The 18,238-nt window shown below is 54.0% G+C and carries 18 protein-coding genes; 10 read left to right on the plus strand and 8 right to left on the minus strand.

Annotation, left to right across the window (positions count from 1 at the left end; genetic code table 11):
• The first annotated feature begins 103 nt into the window (after positions 1-103).
• The 9 genes from F556_RS0109055 to F556_RS33605 all read left to right on the plus strand — a co-directional run bounded on the left by F556_RS0109055 (position 104) and on the right by F556_RS33605 (position 9,055).
• On the plus strand, positions 104-538 hold the full coding sequence (locus F556_RS0109055) for a hypothetical protein (RefSeq protein ID WP_020616618.1): 435 nt from the start codon (positions 104-106) through the stop codon (positions 536-538).
• 161 nt (positions 539-699) lie between these two features.
• Positions 700-1,893, plus strand: coding sequence for a pyridoxal phosphate-dependent aminotransferase (locus tag F556_RS0109060; RefSeq protein ID WP_020616619.1), 1,194 nt, complete (start codon positions 700-702; stop codon positions 1,891-1,893).
• Between the two features lie 310 nt (positions 1,894-2,203).
• Positions 2,204-3,304: a glutamate 5-kinase gene (proB, locus tag F556_RS0109065; RefSeq protein ID WP_026297191.1), complete on the plus strand. Its 1,101-nt coding sequence runs from the start codon at positions 2,204-2,206 to the stop codon at positions 3,302-3,304.
• 34 nt (positions 3,305-3,338) lie between these two features.
• Positions 3,339-4,589, plus strand: a complete 1,251-nt coding sequence (locus tag F556_RS0109070) for a glutamate-5-semialdehyde dehydrogenase (protein WP_020616621.1) — start codon at positions 3,339-3,341, stop codon at positions 4,587-4,589.
• Positions 4,590-4,610: 21 nt separating this feature from the next.
• Positions 4,611-5,486 (plus strand): pyrroline-5-carboxylate reductase, encoded by an 876-nt coding sequence (gene proC, locus F556_RS0109075; protein WP_020616622.1) that lies wholly within the window; start codon positions 4,611-4,613, stop codon positions 5,484-5,486.
• Positions 5,483-6,715, plus strand: a complete 1,233-nt coding sequence (locus F556_RS0109080; protein WP_020616623.1) for a 2,3-diketo-5-methylthiopentyl-1-phosphate enolase — start codon at positions 5,483-5,485, stop codon at positions 6,713-6,715. The genes proC and F556_RS0109080 overlap by 4 nt, the downstream gene beginning before the upstream one ends.
• Positions 6,712-7,383, plus strand: coding sequence for a 2-hydroxy-3-keto-5-methylthiopentenyl-1-phosphate phosphatase (locus F556_RS0109085; RefSeq protein ID WP_020616624.1), 672 nt, complete (start codon positions 6,712-6,714; stop codon positions 7,381-7,383). The genes F556_RS0109080 and F556_RS0109085 overlap by 4 nt, the downstream gene beginning before the upstream one ends.
• On the plus strand, positions 7,380-8,033 hold the full coding sequence (gene mtnB, locus F556_RS0109090; RefSeq protein ID WP_020616625.1) for a methylthioribulose 1-phosphate dehydratase: 654 nt from the start codon (positions 7,380-7,382) through the stop codon (positions 8,031-8,033). Before F556_RS0109085 ends, mtnB begins: the two co-directional genes overlap by 4 nt.
• Before the next feature lie 2 nt (positions 8,034-8,035).
• The gene (locus tag F556_RS33605) at positions 8,036-9,055 is read left to right on the plus strand and encodes a MerR family transcriptional regulator (protein WP_020616626.1); all 1,020 of its coding nucleotides are present in this window, start codon (positions 8,036-8,038) and stop codon (positions 9,053-9,055) included.
• Between the two features lie 4 nt (positions 9,056-9,059).
• Here the strand turns inward: F556_RS33605 and F556_RS0109100 are convergent, their stop codons facing one another.
• Entirely contained in the window at positions 9,060-9,923 is an 864-nt protein-coding gene (locus F556_RS0109100) for a LysR family transcriptional regulator (protein WP_211222556.1), read from the minus strand.
• Positions 9,924-10,057: 134 nt separating this feature from the next.
• Between F556_RS0109100 and F556_RS0109105 the strand changes: the two genes are divergently transcribed.
• The gene (locus F556_RS0109105) at positions 10,058-11,047 is read left to right on the plus strand and encodes a zinc-binding dehydrogenase (protein ID WP_020616628.1); all 990 of its coding nucleotides are present in this window, start codon (positions 10,058-10,060) and stop codon (positions 11,045-11,047) included.
• A 70-nt stretch (positions 11,048-11,117) separates the two neighbouring features.
• Here F556_RS0109105 and F556_RS0109110 read toward each other — a convergent pair whose 3' ends face one another.
• From F556_RS0109110 to F556_RS0109140, 7 genes are all read right to left on the minus strand, one after another.
• On the minus strand, positions 11,118-11,828 hold the full coding sequence (locus F556_RS0109110) for a DnaD domain protein (RefSeq protein ID WP_020616629.1): 711 nt from the start codon (positions 11,826-11,828) through the stop codon (positions 11,118-11,120).
• 66 nt (positions 11,829-11,894) lie between these two features.
• Entirely contained in the window at positions 11,895-13,190 is a 1,296-nt protein-coding gene (gene asnS, locus F556_RS0109115) for an asparagine--tRNA ligase (protein WP_020616630.1), read from the minus strand.
• A gap of 30 nt (positions 13,191-13,220) precedes the next feature.
• A complete protein-coding gene (locus tag F556_RS0109120; protein ID WP_020616631.1) occupies positions 13,221-14,423 on the minus strand; it encodes an acetate kinase in 1,203 nt (400 codons plus the stop codon).
• Positions 14,420-15,292, minus strand: coding sequence for a 3-hydroxyacyl-CoA dehydrogenase family protein (locus F556_RS0109125; protein WP_026297192.1), 873 nt, complete (start codon positions 15,290-15,292; stop codon positions 14,420-14,422). Before F556_RS0109125 ends, F556_RS0109120 begins: the two co-directional genes overlap by 4 nt.
• Positions 15,293-15,531: 239 nt before the next feature.
• Entirely contained in the window at positions 15,532-17,028 is a 1,497-nt protein-coding gene (locus F556_RS0109130) for an AAA family ATPase (protein WP_020616633.1), read from the minus strand.
• Positions 17,021-17,554, minus strand: a complete 534-nt coding sequence (locus F556_RS0109135; protein ID WP_020616634.1) for a hypothetical protein — start codon at positions 17,552-17,554, stop codon at positions 17,021-17,023. Before F556_RS0109135 ends, F556_RS0109130 begins: the two co-directional genes overlap by 8 nt.
• Positions 17,555-17,690: 136 nt before the next feature.
• On the minus strand, positions 17,691-18,236 hold the full coding sequence (locus tag F556_RS0109140) for a cell wall elongation regulator TseB-like domain-containing protein (RefSeq protein WP_157272689.1): 546 nt from the start codon (positions 18,234-18,236) through the stop codon (positions 17,691-17,693).
• Between the last annotated feature and the right edge of the window lie 2 nt (positions 18,237-18,238).

An 18,238-nucleotide genomic window follows, 5' to 3' on the forward strand; every position in this document is an offset into this window, starting at 1 on the left:
TGTCTTCCAATAATCATAACGTGTCATGGAAAGCTGTCAAGTTGGGAACATTAGTACAGCTTGCAGCACACAGTTATCCATGCTTTCCAAGGAGGTCGTTCCCATGTTCAAACGTTCGCTAAGCCTGTGCTTGCTGGCCGCGATTCTTGTCGCACTGCTCTCGCCTGCTGCGCTTGCTGCTGCAACTGCCAAGCCGGTTCAGGTATTTGATGTCGCGGCAGGCAAAGTCGTCAAAACGGTAGAGAATAATGCAGAATATCAGCAATATGCCAAAGGCTGGCTGGAATCAGTCACGGGTTTGTCGCCACAGCTGAAGCCGGATGAAAAATGCGGTCACGTCTACCGTATTCCGCTCGAGCAGCCTGCCACTGTCAAGGCAGGCAAGCTGACGTTTCAAACCGATGATGTGTTTCTGTTCCATTGTCCAGACAAGCCCTCCGTATTGCTTGTTTTTGATGCCCAGAAGAAGCCGCATCTCTTATCGTTCAAGGCCAATCTCCAACCTTTCCTGAAAAAGATCGGCTCACCGGACGCGTAAAGACATACCCGTACCACTCAGGCACCGGCTGCTTCACGCACCGGTGCCTGATTTTTTACACCCGGCATAGTGCCCTCTTCCCCTCGACACATACCTGTGAATCTGCTACATTAGGGATACGATTTCGGCACTAAGCCCGACAAAATGGAGTGGATTACTTAATGGACCTCACCAATACAAAACGAATCTTTCAACCGGCCAAGCGCATGCAGGGACTGCCCGAGCAATTTTTTGCCCGGCTGGTCGCAAAGGCGAATGCACAAGCTGTCAAGGGCCGGGATATTATCAATCTAGGACAAGGTAACCCGGACCAGCCGACACCCCCTCACATTGTCGCTTCACTACAGGAAGCTGCCGCTAAGCCGCAGTATCACAAATACCCGCCCTTTGGCGGCTTTCCCTTTCTGAAACAGGCTGTCGCCAAGCGTTATAAAGAAGACTATAATGTGGAGCTCGACCCAGATACGGAAGTGGCTGTCCTCTTCGGGGGCAAAACCGGCTTGATTGAAATCAGCCAATGTCTGCTTGATCCTGGCGATGTGGCTCTCGTGCCTGATCCCGGCTATCCTGACTACTGGTCTGGGATTGCACTGGCTGGCGCCCGGATGTCGCTGATGCCTTTGAGAGCGGACAACAATTTCCTTCCCGATTATAGCGCGATCGCCTCTTCCGATGCTGACAGGGCCAAGCTGATGTTCATCAATTATCCAAACAATCCAACCGGAGCAGTAGCAGATAGCAACTTCTATCAGGATACGGTGGCATTTGCCGAACGGCATGGAATCGCCGTCGTCAGTGATTTCGCATACGGAGCCATTGGATTCGGAGGAGATCGTCCGGTGAGCTTCCTGCAGACACCTGGAGCCAAGGATGTCGGCTTCGAAATCTACACGCTGTCCAAGAGCTATAATATGGCAGGCTGGCGGGTCGGCTTTGCAGTCGGTAATGCGGAGCTGATCGGACTGATTAATCTCATTCAGGATCATTACTATTGCAGTTTGTTTGGCGGTATTCAAGAAGCGGCCGCGACTGCCTTGACCGGTCCGCAGCAATGCGTCCGTGACCTGAATGCGACTTACGAGTCGCGGATGCATGCCTTATTTAATGCTCTTGGCAGCATCGGCTGGCAAGCTGAACGTCCCGGAGGCTCTTTCTTCTGCTGGCTTCCCATTCCCGCCGGCACGACCTCAGTTGCATTTGCGGATCGACTGCTGGAAGAAGCCGATGTCGTTGTCGCTCCCGGTGCCGGCTTCGGTACCCATGGCGAAGGCTATGTCAGGCTGGGACTGCTGGCCGATGAAGCGCGGCTTGAAGAGGCTGTACAGCGGATCGGACGATTGAATTTGTTCACATAACATGATATGCTTGTTGCAATCAAAGATCCAAACGTGATGACGGGAACCGCGTGCCACAACTCAATCGTGTCCAGAGAGTAAATTTCCAGGCTGCAAGAATTTACCGCGATTGCTGGTATGCCCCCACCCCCGAACGGACGGCGATGAGCCGCACAGTGCCTGCTGTTATCAGGTCCGAGCAGGATGAAGCATGAGATACGCATGCCTTCATCAACGAAGGTGGTACCGCGGAAGTCCAGACTTTCGTCCTTTTTGGACGGGAGTTTTTTGTGTTTTTTGGGTCTTTACAGGAAAGGGATGTATGAAGTTTATGGGAGATTGTATCGTCATTAAAATCGGGAGCAGCTCCTTGACCTCGGAGGAGACAGGCGGACTGCACCGTGAGCGAATTGACTATTTCGCTGATGAACTGGCCGCTCTCCACCAGCAAGGCTACCAGGTGCTGCTGGTGACCTCCGGCGCGGTAGCCGCCGGATTCCGCCGAATTGGATACACCGCGAGACCTCGGCTGGTTCACGAGAAACAAGCCGCTGCCGCCGTTGGTCAGGCTCTGCTGATGCAAGCCTACCAGGAGGCTTTTGGACGCAGCGGTGTCGCGGTCGCTCAAGTGTTGCTTACACGCTCTGACTTCTCCAACCGAAGGAGAATCCAGAATGCCCAGCGGACGATCGATGAGCTGCTGAAGCAGCGTGTCATCCCCATTATTAATGAGAATGATACAGTCGCCACCGCAGAGCTCAAGTTCGGTGACAATGACACCTTGTCCGCTCTTGTTGCTAACCTCGTCAAAGCAGGTCAACTGCTGATGCTAACGGATACCGACGGGCTCTATACCGAGGATCCACGCAAAAACCCGCTTGCCAAGAAGCTCGAACGGGTTGAGCAGATCTCAGCAGAAATTGAGCAAATTGCCGGTGGCTCAGGCTCCAATGTGGGCACCGGCGGGATGCGTTCCAAGATCGAAGCGGCACGCATTGCAATGCGCGGCGGTATCCCTGCCTTTATTGGACGCATTGTGGAGCAAGGAGATTTGTCGGAGGCGGTTGCCGGGAACGGCAAAGGCACGTATTTCGATACCAAGCTTCATACGTTACCGATGAAGAAGCAGTGGGTCAGCTTTCACTCGCAGCCGCAGGGCAGTATTACGGTTGATGAAGGAGCCGAGACCGCGCTGCTGACAGGAGGCAAGAGCTTGCTGCCGGCAGGCATCCGCGGCAGTACTGGCGACTACCACTCCGGCGATGTCGTCGAGGTTCGCAATATCCGCCAGGAGACGATCGGGCGAGGCGTCGTCAATTATGAAGCCTGGCAGGTTCAAGCAGCCGCTGGACTCAGCTCGGATGAAGTACGCCAGCGTCTGGATGTTGTCCGGATCGAAGTCATCCATCGGGATGAATGGGTGCCGATGTAGAATTGAGTATTGATTATCAAGGAGGTCCTATCCTATGAGTGAAGTTCGTGAAAAAGCACTGAGAGCTGGCCAGACAACAGCCGTCATGAACCGTCTGACCACAGCTCAGAAAAATGAAGCGCTGCGTGTCATGGCCGATGCGCTGGTCCGTGAGCAAGCATCTATTATAGAGGCCAATGCCGAAGATTTGCAGCGTGGCCGAGAGAATGGCACCAGTTCCTCCCTGCTCGACCGGCTTGCGCTGGACGAGAAACGGATTGGCGGTATTGCCGAAGGCCTGCGCCAGATCGCTGAGCTGCCTGATCCAGTAGGTGAGCAGCTCGCAGAAATTAATCGTCCGAACGGGTTGCATATTCGTCAGCTCCGGGTGCCGCTTGGAGTGATTGGAATGATCTATGAAGCCCGTCCCAATGTTACGGTCGATGCTGCCGGACTTTGCCTAAAAACGGGGAATGCGGTGGTTTTGCGAGGAGGATCGGCTGCACTTTCCTCCAACCGACGCATTGTGGAGGTTCTGCACGAGGCATTGGCTACGACTGACATGCCTGCAGAGGCCCTGCAGTTGATTGAGGATGCCAATCGTTCCTCAGTGGATGAGATGCTCAAGCTCAAAGGTGTACTGGACGTCGTGATTCCACGCGGCGGCGCCTCGTTAATCAATAACGTGGTGGAGAATGCCATCGTTCCTGTCATTGAAACCGGCGCCGGCATCTGTCATGTCTTCATCGACGCCGATGCTGATGCAGATATGGCATCGGACATTGTCTTCAACGCCAAGGTTCAGCGTCCTTCGGTCTGCAACGCCATTGAAACACTGCTTATCCATCAGGATTTCCCTGTGGATCAATTACGGGCCATCACTGCCCGCTTGACCGAAGCCGATGTGGAACTGCGTGGCTGCGAGCGCACCCAGGCGCTGCTCGGATCAGGCATCCGTCAGGCTACGGATGATGACTATGCGACCGAGTATAATGATTACATTCTAAATCTGCGTATTGTCGATGATATCGATGTTGCCCTGAACCATATTGCTGCCTTTGGCACGAGCCACAGTGAATGTATCGTAACGAACCGTGAAGATAATGCCCAGCGCTTCCTGCAGGATGTGGACAGCGCGGCTGTCTACCATAATGCATCGACTCGCTTCACCGACGGCTTCGAATTCGGTTTCGGCGCTGAGATCGGCATTAGTACCCAGAAGCTGCACGCCCGTGGTCCTATGGGATTGCCAGCTCTGACCTCCACCAAATACCAGATCGTCGGCAGCGGCCAGATCCGCAGTTGACCTTAAGGAAGGAAGAGAGACATGTCGCAATATGAGTCACCGGCCATTGAAATCACGGGCCGCAAGATTGCTTTCTACGGCTCCGGCTCGATGGCCGAGGCGATTGCCAAGGGCATGCTGGACCGCCGTCTCACTACCCCTGATCAGCTGATCATGATCAACCGCAGCAACGAGGCTCGACTGGAAGAGCTGCGCGGACGTTATGGCGTTGTTACCCCTACTACCGAAGATGACAAGCTGACTCAGCTGCATGAGGCAGATATTATTTTTCTGGCTGTCAAACCCAAGGACGCGCAGGAAGCGATTCTTAAGCTGCGGAATACCGTGCGAAGCGGCCAGATGGTGATCTCCGTCATCGCCGGCTTGTCGATCTTGACGATGGAGCAATTGCTCGACAAACCAGTCTCCATTGTACGAACGATGCCTAACACCTCCAGTACAATCGGCCTTGGCGCAACTGGCATCAGCTTCTCGGAGAAGGTGACGCAGGCACAGCAGGATATCGCGATCGAGATTTTTCACAGTCTCGGTATTACTATCGTAGTCGAAGAGCCTCTGCTGGATACTGTAACCGGGCTGTCTGGAACCGGACCTGCCTACATCTATTATATGATGGAAGCGATGATTCAAGCCGGTCACGCCCTGGGTCTCGAGGAAGCCGACGCCCGCAAACTGACCGTACAGACGGTGCTAGGCGCTGCGCGGATGGTACAAATCACTGGTGAAGAGCCGGCGGACCTGCGTCGCAAGGTTACCTCTCCCGGCGGTACAACCCAGGCAGCAATTGAGACACTGGAGCAGCACCGGTTTACAGATTCCGTCGTCAAAGCCGTTTCACGCGCGACACAACGCGCGGGTGAGCTTGGCGCCATGATTGAAAGGAGTACGATTAAATGAAACCTCAACCAGGCATGTGCATTGCCAGTTACCGTTGCTATGATGATAAAGCTGATTTTCATAAAAAAGCGCAATCGATTGCTGTCGGCCTGACCGTCGGCAGCTGGACCGATCTGCCCGAGGCCAAAAAAGCCGCCATGGAAAAACATCTCGGCCAAGTAGTCGGGGTTGAGATTCATGAAGCGGAGAACGGCGCGCCCGGCACCCGGTATGCCGATCTGCATATCGCTTATCCGGAGATCAACTTCAGCCGGGACATTCCAGCTTTGCTCGTTACCGTCTTCGGCAAGCTCTCGATGGACGGACGCATCAAATTAATCGATTTGCATCTGTCGGAGACCTTCCTGTCCGCATTCCCCGGTCCAAAGTACGGCATTAAAGGGATCCGCGAACAGCTCGGCGTGCATAATCGCCCGCTGCTGATGAGTATTTTCAAATCTGTCATCGGTCATGATCTGCAAGGACTGGAGGAACAGTTCTATCAGCAGGCGCTGGGTGGCGTCGATCTGATCAAGGATGATGAGATTTTGTTCGAAAATCCGCTCACGCCTCTGGAACGGCGGGTTGAGGTCTGCATGGCCGCTGCCCGTCGTGCAGAGCAGGAGACCGGTCAGAAGCTGCTCTATGCCGTCAATCTGACGGGACCGACCTCGCGTCTCGCCGAGCAAGCCAAAAAAGCTGTCGATGCAGGAGCCAATGCACTGCTCTTCAACGTACTGGCCTATGGCTTTGATGTGCTGCATGAGCTGAGTAAGGATCCTGCCATCTCCGTACCAATTGCGGCACATCCAGCGATGGCAGGTGCGTTGTACCCCTCTCCTCACTATGGGATTGCCGCGCCATTGCTGCTTGGCAAACTGATGCGGATTGCCGGCGCGGATCTGTCTCTCTTCCCTTCTCCTTATGGCTCGGTCGTCATGCCCAAGGAAGAGAACCTGGCTGTCCGTGATGCCTTGCTCTCGGATGAGTTGCCTGTGGCAGCTAGCATGCCTGTGCCTTCGGCCGGTATTCATCCCGGCTTGGTATCACTCATTCTCCGGGACTTCGGTCAAGAGGTTGTCGTCAATGCAGGTGGCGGAATTCACGGTCACCCCCAAGGCACGGCAGCCGGCGGACGCGCCTTCCGTCAGGCGATTGAGGCGGCTACAGCTGGTCGCAAGCTGAGCGATGCTGCTGTCGACCATGAAGAGCTGCGGACCGCACTCGAACTGTGGGGGAACAAGGAATGACGCAACGCCAACGGGTCATCTTCTGCGACTTTGACGGAACCATCACCAAGAATGACAACATTATCGCTATTATCCGTCACTTCAATCCCGCAGGTTGGGAAACGATTGTCGACGATATCATCCGGCAGCGCATCTCTATTCAGGAAGGTGTCGGCAAGCTGTTTTCGCTGCTGCCGACTTCACGCCAGCAGGAAGTCGTTGATTACGCGATTAACAATGCGGAGATTCGCGAGGGATTCGAGGAGCTGCTCGCTTACTGCAAGGCCGAGCAGATTCCGTTCTATGTGACCAGCGGCGGGATTGACTTTTTCGTCTATCCCATCCTGTCCCGATTCGATATTCCTGTGGAGCACATCTACTGCAACGGCAGCAATTTCGAAGGCGCGGCTATCGAGATCACCTGGCCTCATCCCTGTGATGAGCATTGCGAACGCAACTGCGGGATGTGTAAAACAACCATTATGCGACGCTTCCCGCCAGAGCAGTATGAGCGGATTTTGATCGGCGATAGCGTGACAGATTTTGAAGGGGCCAAACTGGCCGACCTGGTTTTCTCGCGCTCTCATCTCTCGGAGAAATGCCGCGAGTTGGGGTTGCCATTCGTCCCTTATGAGACATTCCATGAAGTAACAGATACTTTGAAGAAAGAAAGGACGAGCCAACGATGACTTTTTCAGCCATTGCTCTTGAGGACAAGCAGCGTGCGCTCTCAGAGCTAGCCGATGCCAAGCAGCTGTTCGCAGATCGCGGATGGTTTGCGGGTACCAGCGGCAACCTGTCGATGCGGGTAGGCGAATTTGACCCGGAGCAGTTCCATTTCGCGATTACCGCCAGTGGCAAGGATAAGTCCCAGCGCACGCCGGAGGACTTTCTCTTTGTCGACCAGCAAGGCAAGCCTGTGGAGAACACTCGGCTCAAGCCTTCTGCAGAGACACTGATTCATTGCGAGATTTATCGACTGACAGGCTGCGGCGCGATTTATCATGTGCATACCGTTTTCAATAATCTGGTCTCAGAGTGGTTTAACGAGCGCGGAGCTGTGCCGATCGAAGGTGTAGAACTGATCAAAGCGTTTAACATTTGGGATGAGGAAGCGGTTATTGATGTACCGATTGTACCGAACTATGCGGATATCCCCCGCATCGTACCCGAGGTAACACGCGTCATGAATCAGCAGATTCCCGGCATCCTGCTGCGCAAGCATGGCATTTATGCTTGGGGAGCCAACGGCTTTGAAGCGAAGCGGCATCTGGAGGCGTTTGAATACTTGTTTGAGTATGCCTACCGGTATGAGCTGCTCAAAGCAACACGCCGCTAGTCATGCGTATTCAGGAGGTTGCTGACCTGCTCGGCACGACGGCTCGCGCCATTCGGCTGTATGAACAAAAAGGCCTTCTGCAGCCAGGCAAGGACGAGGACAACGGATATCGCCATTATGAAACGGCGCATATCGAGCAACTGCAATGGATCCTGGCTCTGCGAGAGCTCGGCTTGTCTCTGGAGACGATAGCCGGGCTCTTGTCTGTCCGTGGACAACCGGAGGTGTGGGCAGAACAATTGGAGGCGGCCAGAGCCTCCTTATACCGCCAGCACCTGGCTGCTGCCCAGGGATTGCAGGCGCTTGATGGAGTCATGTCTGCGCTGGAGCGCACCCGCGAGGTGCCGCTCCAGGAAATGTTGAGTGCGGCCTCTCATCTGCGTGAAAGCAGGCTGCTGCGTGAATCGTGGCAGGATCGCTGGGACTATGACCGACTGGCGCAGCGGATGGATGACGGCGAAGTGGGATTGCCACTCGCTTTCTCAGCTGACGGTCTCTCTGATGACCTGTATGCGCGCACGTTGGATGCCGTTACTGCAGCCATTTCGCCTCAGCCTGGGGAGCGCGGACTAGATCTGGGCACGGGGCTGGGCAATCTGGCTTGGCGGCTCGCTGCGACGGGAGCCGAGGTCATCGGCGTCGAGCAATCGACCGAGATGCTGCGGGCGTGCCGCCGCCGCCATCCTCAGCTGCCAGTACGGCAAGGCAATCTGTTGGCGCTGCCTTTTGCCGATGCCACCGCGGACTTCATAACCTGCAGCTTCGCGCTGCATCACTTGACCCCCGAGCAGCAGCGGCTGGCACTGAGGGAGATTGGGCGAGTTCTAAAGCGTAATGGCAGAGTGTGTATAGCCGGTCTGAACTCATCACCCATACAGGCGAATAATAAAGCTCCTCTCTGGCACCCGCTTATAAAAACATCGCTTATCAATTGGTTTCAAGAATCCGGGATGAATTACGATATAACACTGCTAAGCAGTGCGGTTATGTTGATTCATGCAAGAGCCGGAAGCAAAATCTGAAAGATTATGATTTCACACTTCGCATCAGATTTTGCATAGGTTTGTTAGGCGCTAGGTTGGATTTGCATATGAAACCAACCTCCAACTTGCGGTAGGCGACGGGGAGAGACATGATTTCTAGCTCCCCCCGCTCCTGAGCCTTGGTCACAGCGGATCGCGGCAGCAATGAAATGCCGAGGCCCGCGGCTACACCGTTGATAATTGTATTCAGTGTTCCGAACTCCGTTATATTCGGTCGATCAATCCCTTGCTCCTGCAGAAGTTTGTTCACGCTATCAAGGTGAGTACAACCCACCTCAAAGAATAACAATGGCCGCAGCAACATCTCTCTCCAACTTGTATTTAGATCCCCCTTGGTCACCAGGACCAACTCATCATCGTACAACTTAACATAAGTGAATTGTTTTTCATTCAGTGGTCCATAAATTAGAGCCCCGTCCAAATTATCCTGTTTCACCTGTTCAATCAACGCATGATTCTCACCCGTCACAAATTCTATCTTAAGCTCCGGGTTCCATGTGCTCTGCTGCAGTAATATCGGTGCAAGTTTACTCCATGAGCAGGATTCAATTGCCCCTAAACGCAGCTTTATCTGCCCATTTCCAGCATCAACAGTCGCTTGTTCCGCTTCATCCAGGAGAGACAGAATGTGGTCTGCATACTCCAGCAATCGCTCTCCAGCCGGAGTTACACTCATGCCTTGGTGAGAGCGATAAAATAGTGGCACTTCCAGCTTCTCTTCGAGCTGCTTGATTCGTGTTGAAACATTGGACTGGACATAATTCAGTTTGAATGCTGCTTTATTGATACTTCCTTCCCTGGCAACCGCTTGAAATATCCTCAGTTCCCCAGTATCCAAATTGCACACCCTCTCTCCTAACTTGTAATGCCATAATATCAATAAAAACGAATGCTGCTTTCTGTTTTGTTCATTTTACGGAACAGGATACTCACGTTAAAATTATGCCTAGTTACATTACTATCAGTCAGGAGGTTCATATGATGAAAGCAATGGTCCATGCAACCAGGAGTGGGATTTCCGGCCTACAATTAGGTACATCACCCGCCAAGCCCGTCAATAAGGGAGAAGTGCAGGTACGATTAAAGTCAGCGGGACTGAACCATCGGGATCTATTTGTTATGTCCGCTCGCAGTTCTAATGATGCTCCACTCATCCTAGGCTCCGACGGAGCAGGAATCATCACGCAAATAGACAAGGAGGTAAAAGGTTTCAAGATTGGTGATGAAGTCATAATTCATCCTACTCTGGGGTGGCCTACAGCTTCTGAGGTTCCTGAAGTCCCTGATATAGTCGGTGGGCCAACCGATGGCACACTTGCGGAGTATATCACGTTACCTGCTGATAACATCTTACCTAAACCCTCTCATCTTACATGGGAAGAAGCCGGAGTGTTGTCACTATCAGCTCTTACTGCTTATCGTGCCCTCTTCACACGCGGGAAACTGAAACCGGGCGAGCATGTACTGATTCCAGGCATTGGAGGCGGCGTTGCTACGTATGCCATGCTTTTTGCGGTTGCTGCAGAAGCTAAGGTGACTGTTACTTCTCGTAGTGAAGCCAAACGGGCTCAGGCCATGCAATTGGGAGCATTTCATGCTTTGGACAGCTATACAGATTGGCACATAGGTGATCATGCTCCAAGTGTAGACCTGATTATGGATAGTATTGGACAAGCTATGTTTAATCAATATCTAGATGTTTTGCGACCAGGAGGCCGTGTTGTGATGTATGGCGCAAGTTCTGGTGATCAGCTGCAGCTTCCCATTCGAGCGATTTTCTTCCCGCAAATCAGTATGTTAGGCACCTCTATGGGTAGCAGGGAAGAGTTCATTCAAATGTTGGAGTGGATCGAGCGCCATCAGATAAAGCCTGTAGTAGATCGCATCTATCCGCTAGAAGAAACAACACTGGCCTTCGAGCGTATGCAGCAAGGAAAGCAATTCGGTAATATTGCCATTCACATCTCTTAACTTGCCGAATTCTTGCCCCCGCAGGAACAACAAACAGGAGCTGACCCCCTCCTGGGGTCAGCTCCATTATCTATCCTCCACCGCGAAAACGGCGGGAATGCTCCCGCGCTTCGTCGGGATTGGTCACGCGATTACGGCTCCATTCGATCAGAATCCGATCAATGTAGCGCAGATGCAGCTTGCCTGCAAACACCGCCTCCTTGAGCGCGAAGCGGATCAGCTCGTCCGGGTAATGATCCTGGTCCAACCAGCTGCTGATCGTCTCGCACTCCATCGGCGAAAGCGGTCGTCCGAATTCACGTTCGAACAGCTTGAACAGATTAGGGATCTGGGCCGCTTGGTGGGAACCCTGCTGCTCATGTTGCTCTGGCGTGGATTGCGACTGCGTGGCTCCACCCAATACCTCCGCGGCAGCATCTTTGTCCTCCAGAGCAGCCACTGCTTGCATCAGCCAGCCCTGCCAGTTATAGCGTTCATACTGGATGCCCGAGGACTCATCGATCCGTTCGTCAATCATGAGAAATCCGTTCTTCATGAGGCGCTGCAGTAATTGTCCGATTACTTGGGAGGTAACTCCCATTCGTGCAGCTAACTGCTCAGGTGTCGGGAACTCATTGCCCTCCGCCTGGCGGTAGGACATCAGCTGCAGCATCAGCATTGCCTCTGCATCAGATAAGCCTACCTCCCGATATGTTCGCAGCAGGATGCCTGGAACGAACACACCGCCCTCGGACAATGCTGCCGTCATTCCTGCCATCTTGCCTTCCTGCCATGCATTCAACGCCGTTCCTCCTTCATTCCTTACTACTCAAGCTGTTCATCGGCGGCACAGTACATGTCCAGCATATTAAGGGTATAACCGGTACAGTGTCCTAGGAAACGGAATCGTCTCCCGCACATGGTCGAGTCCGCAGATCCAGGCTACCGTGCGCTCCAGGCCCAAGCCAAATCCTGAATGCGGGACCGTTCCGTACTTGCGCAGATCCAAATACCATTGATAGGCTTCCACAGACAACTCATGCTCCTCGAAGCGCTCGGCTAGCAGCTCCGGATCGTCGATCCGCTGGGAGCCTCCGATAATCTCGCCGTAGCCTTCCGGAGCAATCATATCCGCGCACAGCACGACCTCTGGCCGGGTTGGATCAGGCTTCATGTAGAATGCCTTAATCGCCGTCGGATAGTTCGTAATGAACAATGGGCGGTCATATGCAGCCGCCAGCGCCGTTTCGTGCGGCGCCCCGAAGTCCTCGCCCCAAGCAATTTCATGCCCTTCCCGCTGCAGCGTAGCGATTGCTTCGTCGTAGGTGATACGCGGGAATGGGCCTTTGATGGCCTCCAGCTTCGCCACGTTACGACCGAGCGTATCAAGCTCCGGACGGCACCGCGCCAGCACGTTGTCCACCACATAGGAGACAAACTGCTCCTGGACGCGCAAACTCTGCTCATGGTCAACAAACGCCATCTCCGGCTCAATCATCCAAAACTCGATGAGATGCCGTCTCGTCTTGGACTTCTCCGCCCGGAACGTAGGACCGAATGAATATACCTTGCCCAGTGCCATTGCCGCAGCCTCCATATAGAGCTGGCCGCTCTGGGTCAAATAGGCATCCTCATCAAAATATTTGGTATGAAAAAGGTTGGTCGTTCCCTCGCAGGAAGAGGGCGTCAGCAGCGGCGGGTCAACGAGTGTGAAACCGCGCTCGTCAAAAAACTGCTGGATGCTGCGAATGATTTCCGCCCGTACGATCAAGACGGCACGCTGCTTGGGCGTGCGCAGCCACAGATGCCGGCGATCCATCAGGAAGTCGACGCCATGCTCCTTGGGCGTAATCGGGTAGTCTTCCGTCAGCTGGATGATCTCAATCCCTGTGACAGTCAACTCGTAGCCTGACGGACTGCGGGGCTCCTCCCTGACGGTGCCTGTGACATACAGTGAACTCTCCTGCGTCAGCTTCTGCGCGGCTTCCCATGTCTCCGGCGTCGTCTCGCTTTTTACCAGGACGCCTTGAATATAGCCTGTTCCGTCCCGCAGCTGCAGGAACTGGATCTTGCCGCTGGAGCGCTTGCCGTGCAGCCAGCAGCCCATTCTCACTTGCTGCCCGGCGGCATTCGCCACCGCCGCAATGACCGTCAACTCTTCCATGCTACCGACTCCCCTTTATCACATCTATTCTTATTTATCCTGAACGATTGAGAATGTATCGCGTGCAATCAGGAGCTCTTCATTGGTAGGTACCACCAGCACGGTGATCCGCGAGTTATCTGTTGAAATCCGGCGCGTCTGGCGCGAGCGGACCGCATTGCGCTCATGATCCAGCTCCAGACCGAGGAAGGTCAAGCCTTCACAAGCCGCGGCACGGACATGGGTAGAATTCTCGCCGACGCCTGCTGTGAAGACGAGTACATCCAGCCCATTCATGGCAGCTGCATAGGCACCAATATACTTACGCAGCCGGTACGTATACATGTCAAAAGCCAGCTTCGCATTCTTGTCGCCGTCCTCCATCGCTTCCACGATCTCGCGCATGTCGCTGCTAATGCCGGAGACGGCCATCAGGCCGGAGTGCTTGTTCAGCATGGAGTTCACCTCGCTGAGCAGCAGTTCCTCCTTGTTCATCGTAAACGGTACGATCGCAGGATCCAAGTCACCGCTGCGCGTACCCATCATCAGGCCCTCCAGCGGCGTCAGCCCCATACTGGTGTCAAAGGATTTGCCATCCTTGATTGCCGTGCAGCTAGCGCCGTTGCCGATGTGGCAGGTAACCATCTTGAGCGATTCAAGTGGCTGTTCAAGAAAAGCAGCCGCCTGATCACTTACATAGTGATGGGACGTGCCGTGGAAGCCGTAACGGCGAATCTTATGACGGCGGTACAGCACTGTAGGAATCGGGTACAGATAGGATTCCTTCGGCATGCTCTGGTGAAACGCCGTATCGAAGACAACGACCTGCGGAACGCCCGGAAGATTGGACTCAACAGCGGTAATGCCCATCATGTGAGCTGGGTTATGCAGCGGTGCCAGATCGAACAGGCGACGAATCTCCAGCTTTACCTCGTCAGTGACGAGTACCGATTGCTTGAACACCTCACCGCCGTGGACGACCCGATGACCGACCGCTTCGATCTCTTCGATCCGCTCCAGAACGCCGTGCTCTGCATGGGTCAACATGTCAACTACCCGTTTGATCGCTGTCACATGATCGAGAATTTCGCTGACATCGCGTGTCTCATCCCGACCTGGCACTTCCTGCGTTACGATGGACGAATCCATGCCGATCCGCTCGACGCTGCCGCTGGCAAGGACGGTTTCATTCTGCATGTTATACAGCTGATATTTGAGCGAGGAGCTCCCCGCATTAATCACGAGTACTTTCATATCCGCTCTCCATCCTCGTTGTAGTTGAAAAAGCCGACGCCTGTCTTCACGCCAAGCTGTCCGGCACGCACCATCTTCTTAAGGACGATGGAAGGCCGGTACTTCAGCTCGCCGTAGTCGCGGAACATGATTTCCAGAGCCGCCAATACCGAGTCCAGACCGAACCGGTCAGCCATCTCAAACGGACCATGCTGGAACGAGTAGCCGATCCGCATGGCACTGTCGATATCCTCTGCCGTGGCCACGCCTTCCTCAAGTACATGCAACGCCTCATTAATATGAAGACAGATCAGGCGCGTCGTTACGAATCCAGGAGACTCGAACACCATGATGCCCTTCTTGTCGATGGTTTCTTCAATGAAGTGCTTCGTACGCTGGAATGTATCCTCCGACGTTTTCAAGCCGCGAACGATCTCCACAAGATCAATTTTGAAGACCGGATGGATAAAGTGCATGCCGATCACCCGCTCGGGATGACTGGAAGCACTGGCTAGCTCCGTCAAACTGAGCGTGGACGTATTACTGGCCAGGATAACCTCCGGCGGGCAGTTCTTGTCGATCTCGGCAATAATCTGCAGCTTGGTGTCCAGATCCTCGGATACTGTCTCAATGACGAGCTCGCACTCTGCCAGCTCAGCATAGTTGTTTATGGGATGAATCCGGTTCATGACCAGTTTTTTCTCTGTCTGCGTCAGTGCCCATTTCTCTATTTGCTTATCTAGGCTATGCTCAATCATGCGTATGGCTTGCGTTATTTTTTCATCTGACTTCTCAATGGCCAGCACTTCAAGCCCTTTGAACGCCAGCATCTCTGCGATGCCTTGGCCCATCGTGCCCATGCCGACTACGCCTACCTTCCTTACTTTCATGCTCTCCACCCATTTCTCTATAGTTGCAGTATGGTTTTTTATTCCGGCGGCTCCTTGCCGCTATCTCCTATTCTACACATCCACCGATGCCCGGCGCAAGCAAAAGGAACAGCTGTTTGCATAATTTCGGTACGATTTGTGACGCTATAGTAACAAGTCTGGATAAGCAGCCGTGATTTAAATCGTGTCACGCAAAAAGCACTGCTCCCGATCAAATGGGAACAGCACTTTGATAGTAATTATGCGCTCTGCAAATCCTCCCGCATCAACTCACGGAACCGCTCACCGCTGAGCGTCTCCTCGGTGAGCAGAATATCCAGCGAGCTGAGGAACAGCTGACGGTGGCCGTTCAGCACGTCCTTGGTCCGTTCCATCAGCCTCTCCAGCATAGAAGAGCTGATCTTGGCCCAGCTGTCTGGCGTCATCATCGAGCTGTCGATAATGCCAAGCTCGGTCAAGCCTGACTCGACCATCGTGCGGACAATATTCATGGCTTGGTCAAAATCGCCGCGGGACCCCGTACTACGGCTCCCGTAGAACATCTCCTCAGCTGCCGCTCCGCTGAGCGCGATGATGATCTGCCCCTCCAGAAACTCGCGTGTGTAAAGATACTGGTCCTGCTGGGGATGATGACGGACATAACCGAGCGCCTGTCCTCTAGGCGACAAGGCCACGGTCGAAACGCTGCCGGGGCGAACAAGCTCCGCGGATATCGCGTGTCCCAGCTCATGAATGGCTACCCGCTCGCGTTCTTCACGGGTCGCTTCGCGATCTGTCTTCTCCCCCATCATCACCTTGTCAATGGCGGACGACAGATGCGCGTGACTGATCTCCTGCTGCTGCTCGCGCATGGCGTAGATGGCAGCTTCGTTCATCACGCTCTCCAGCTGAGCGCCGGAGAAGCCGAAGGATTCTTCCGCCACACGGCTTAATTCAACCGAAGCATGCAGAGGCTTATTGCGTGCATGAATACCCAGGATGTGCTCTCTGCCTTTCTTGTCCGGCAGCTCAACGCCAATATGACGGTCAAAGCGTCCTGGCCGGATCAGCGCCGGGTCCAGCATTTCCTTGCGGTTGGTTGCAGCCATGATGAGAATACGCGGCGACTCCGACGTGTGAATGCCGTCCATTTCGGTAAGTAGCTGATTAAGCGTCTGATCATACTCCCGATGCTGGCCGCCGTCCCGCTTGCCACCAATCACATCAATTTCGTCGATGAAAACAACCGCACTGCTCTTGCCGGCCTTCGCCGCCTTTTGCCTGGCATTCTTGAACATATCCCGAATCCGGCCGGCGCCAACTCCGACATACATCTCAACAAACTCACTGCCCGATGCCGCCACATAAACGGAATCCGTATAACGCGCAGCAGCCTTGGCAAGCAGGGTCTTGCCAGTTCCAGGTGGACCTGTCAGCAGAATCCCCTTCAACGGCCGGATGCCAAAGCGTGCAATCTCATCCTGCTTCACTAGAAAGTCCAGTGCCTCGATCAGCTCCTGCTTGGCCCGCTCCTGACCCCCGATTTCATCAAAGGAAAGCTCCAGCGGGACACGTCCTCGGGCATGGCGATCGCCACCTGCCGTTGCCAGGTTGCCGCGGCTCTTAATGGCAAAGAACAGCAGCGTTCCAATGGCAATGGCAATCAACACAGGAACAATGTTATAGCCGATGTAAGCCAGAAAGCCCAACGTGGCTATCCCTCCGCCAATCAGTAGTTCCTTCCAATACTTAGACATGGCCCCACACCCCCAGCTCCGTCGGCACTCGTGGTAGAATGATATATTTGGCCGCTTGCTTGGTTTCCAGCGTAATATATACATTGTCGGCATCCATCTCTGTCGTCGCGGTCAGACCCTCGTGAGTCATCTCCAACTGCTGAAGCGCCTGCGGAATGTCGCCATAATGGCGTGTTTCCATGGCCTGCGCAATGCCGAACAGCACATGCGACCACAGCTCTTCCAGCTGCTCATCCGATGTCTGCGCCACCTCGAGCTGGAGCGTTCTATTGCCGATATAAGTAGAGCCGTTGCTCCGTATGGTTTGATAGACTTCCCGGAGTCCCGCGCCTTTTTCAAGCTCCAGAGTAATCTGGACATGGCTGCGGTCAACGGTTGAATCTGCCGAGCGAACGCCGGGAATTTCCTTCAACACGCCGTTTAACGGCTGCTTCACCGCCATGCTGTTGTAAAGAGACCAGCCGCCCAGCAGCAAAGCCGCAGCGAGGATGGCAGTTAATGCTATGGGAAACAGTCGCAGTCTCATGAAGAAAAGCCTCCTTCGTCAGCTATGATAGTCTTAATGATAGACAAAACATCTCTATCAAAGTATATCATAGCCATCTATACGAAGGAGGCTGTAAATAGTACCATTCAAGGGTGAGGCTCCATCTTGGCGTGCATCATTCGGAATCCTCATGGATACTTCCGGCAAACCGATTAGGCAAATTGTAGGTTGTGATGAGTTGACCGTTGTCGAAACGGTAAAAACGGTAAAAGTATCGGGTCGGTGAACCGTCAATTCGATAATAGACCTCCCACGCCTTCTGACCGTCAAGTCTTCCAGGCATGATCCGGATGATGTCCATATCCGGATTGTCCGCAGCAAGCTGCGCACGCAGTGTCTCCTGGGTCACCCCATCCGCTGCATTCGTCACTTCAACTGCATCATCTGTCATCCACACCAGCAAGGGATTATCCTCGCTATCCCGTCCTTGAACAACCCAGGTCGTCGCATTCCATACATGTTTGTCGACATGATCAATTTCGACGAGCTGTGCGGCTTCTGCGGCCGCTTGCGTAATCTCCCGCTCCTCTGCCCAAACCGTCGCATGGATGGAGCGGTACCACATATTGAAGAACAAAAAGCAGAGCAGCAGCAGCGCTGTAATTAGCACAACCCACCGCATCGGCGTCATGAGCGCGGGCCTGCGGCTCCGAAGACGCATTC

Origin of the sequence: Paenibacillus daejeonensis DSM 15491, assembly GCF_000378385.1 — a bacterium.
GTDB lineage: Bacteria > Bacillota > Bacilli > Paenibacillales > Paenibacillaceae > Paenibacillus_D > Paenibacillus_D daejeonensis.

What these genes read in the sequence shown, in the direction of transcription:
- F556_RS0109060 (WP_020616619.1), top strand. Translation starts at nt 700, where the DNA reads ATGGACCTCACCAATACAAAACGAATCTTTCAACCGGCCAAGCGCATG.
- F556_RS0109135 (WP_020616634.1), bottom strand. Translation starts at nt 17,554, where the DNA reads ATGAGACTGCGACTGTTTCCCATAGCATTAACTGCCATCCTCGCTGCG.
- F556_RS0109130 (WP_020616633.1), bottom strand. Translation starts at nt 17,028, where the DNA reads ATGTCTAAGTATTGGAAGGAACTACTGATTGGCGGAGGGATAGCCACG.
- F556_RS0109055 (WP_020616618.1), top strand. Translation starts at nt 104, where the DNA reads ATGTTCAAACGTTCGCTAAGCCTGTGCTTGCTGGCCGCGATTCTTGTC.
- F556_RS0109140 (WP_157272689.1), bottom strand. Translation starts at nt 18,236, where the DNA reads ATGCGTCTTCGGAGCCGCAGGCCCGCGCTCATGACGCCGATGCGGTGG.
- F556_RS33605 (WP_020616626.1), top strand. Translation starts at nt 8,036, where the DNA reads ATGCGTATTCAGGAGGTTGCTGACCTGCTCGGCACGACGGCTCGCGCC.
- F556_RS0109085 (WP_020616624.1), top strand. Translation starts at nt 6,712, where the DNA reads ATGACGCAACGCCAACGGGTCATCTTCTGCGACTTTGACGGAACCATC.
- asnS (WP_020616630.1), bottom strand. Translation starts at nt 13,190, where the DNA reads ATGGAAGAGTTGACGGTCATTGCGGCGGTGGCGAATGCCGCCGGGCAG.
- F556_RS0109105 (WP_020616628.1), top strand. Translation starts at nt 10,058, where the DNA reads ATGAAAGCAATGGTCCATGCAACCAGGAGTGGGATTTCCGGCCTACAA.
- F556_RS0109125 (WP_026297192.1), bottom strand. Translation starts at nt 15,292, where the DNA reads ATGAAAGTAAGGAAGGTAGGCGTAGTCGGCATGGGCACGATGGGCCAA.
- F556_RS0109080 (WP_020616623.1), top strand. Translation starts at nt 5,483, where the DNA reads ATGAAACCTCAACCAGGCATGTGCATTGCCAGTTACCGTTGCTATGAT.
- F556_RS0109070 (WP_020616621.1), top strand. Translation starts at nt 3,339, where the DNA reads ATGAGTGAAGTTCGTGAAAAAGCACTGAGAGCTGGCCAGACAACAGCC.
- proC (WP_020616622.1), top strand. Translation starts at nt 4,611, where the DNA reads ATGTCGCAATATGAGTCACCGGCCATTGAAATCACGGGCCGCAAGATT.
- proB (WP_026297191.1), top strand. Translation starts at nt 2,204, where the DNA reads ATGGGAGATTGTATCGTCATTAAAATCGGGAGCAGCTCCTTGACCTCG.
- mtnB (WP_020616625.1), top strand. Translation starts at nt 7,380, where the DNA reads ATGACTTTTTCAGCCATTGCTCTTGAGGACAAGCAGCGTGCGCTCTCA.
- F556_RS0109120 (WP_020616631.1), bottom strand. Translation starts at nt 14,423, where the DNA reads ATGAAAGTACTCGTGATTAATGCGGGGAGCTCCTCGCTCAAATATCAG.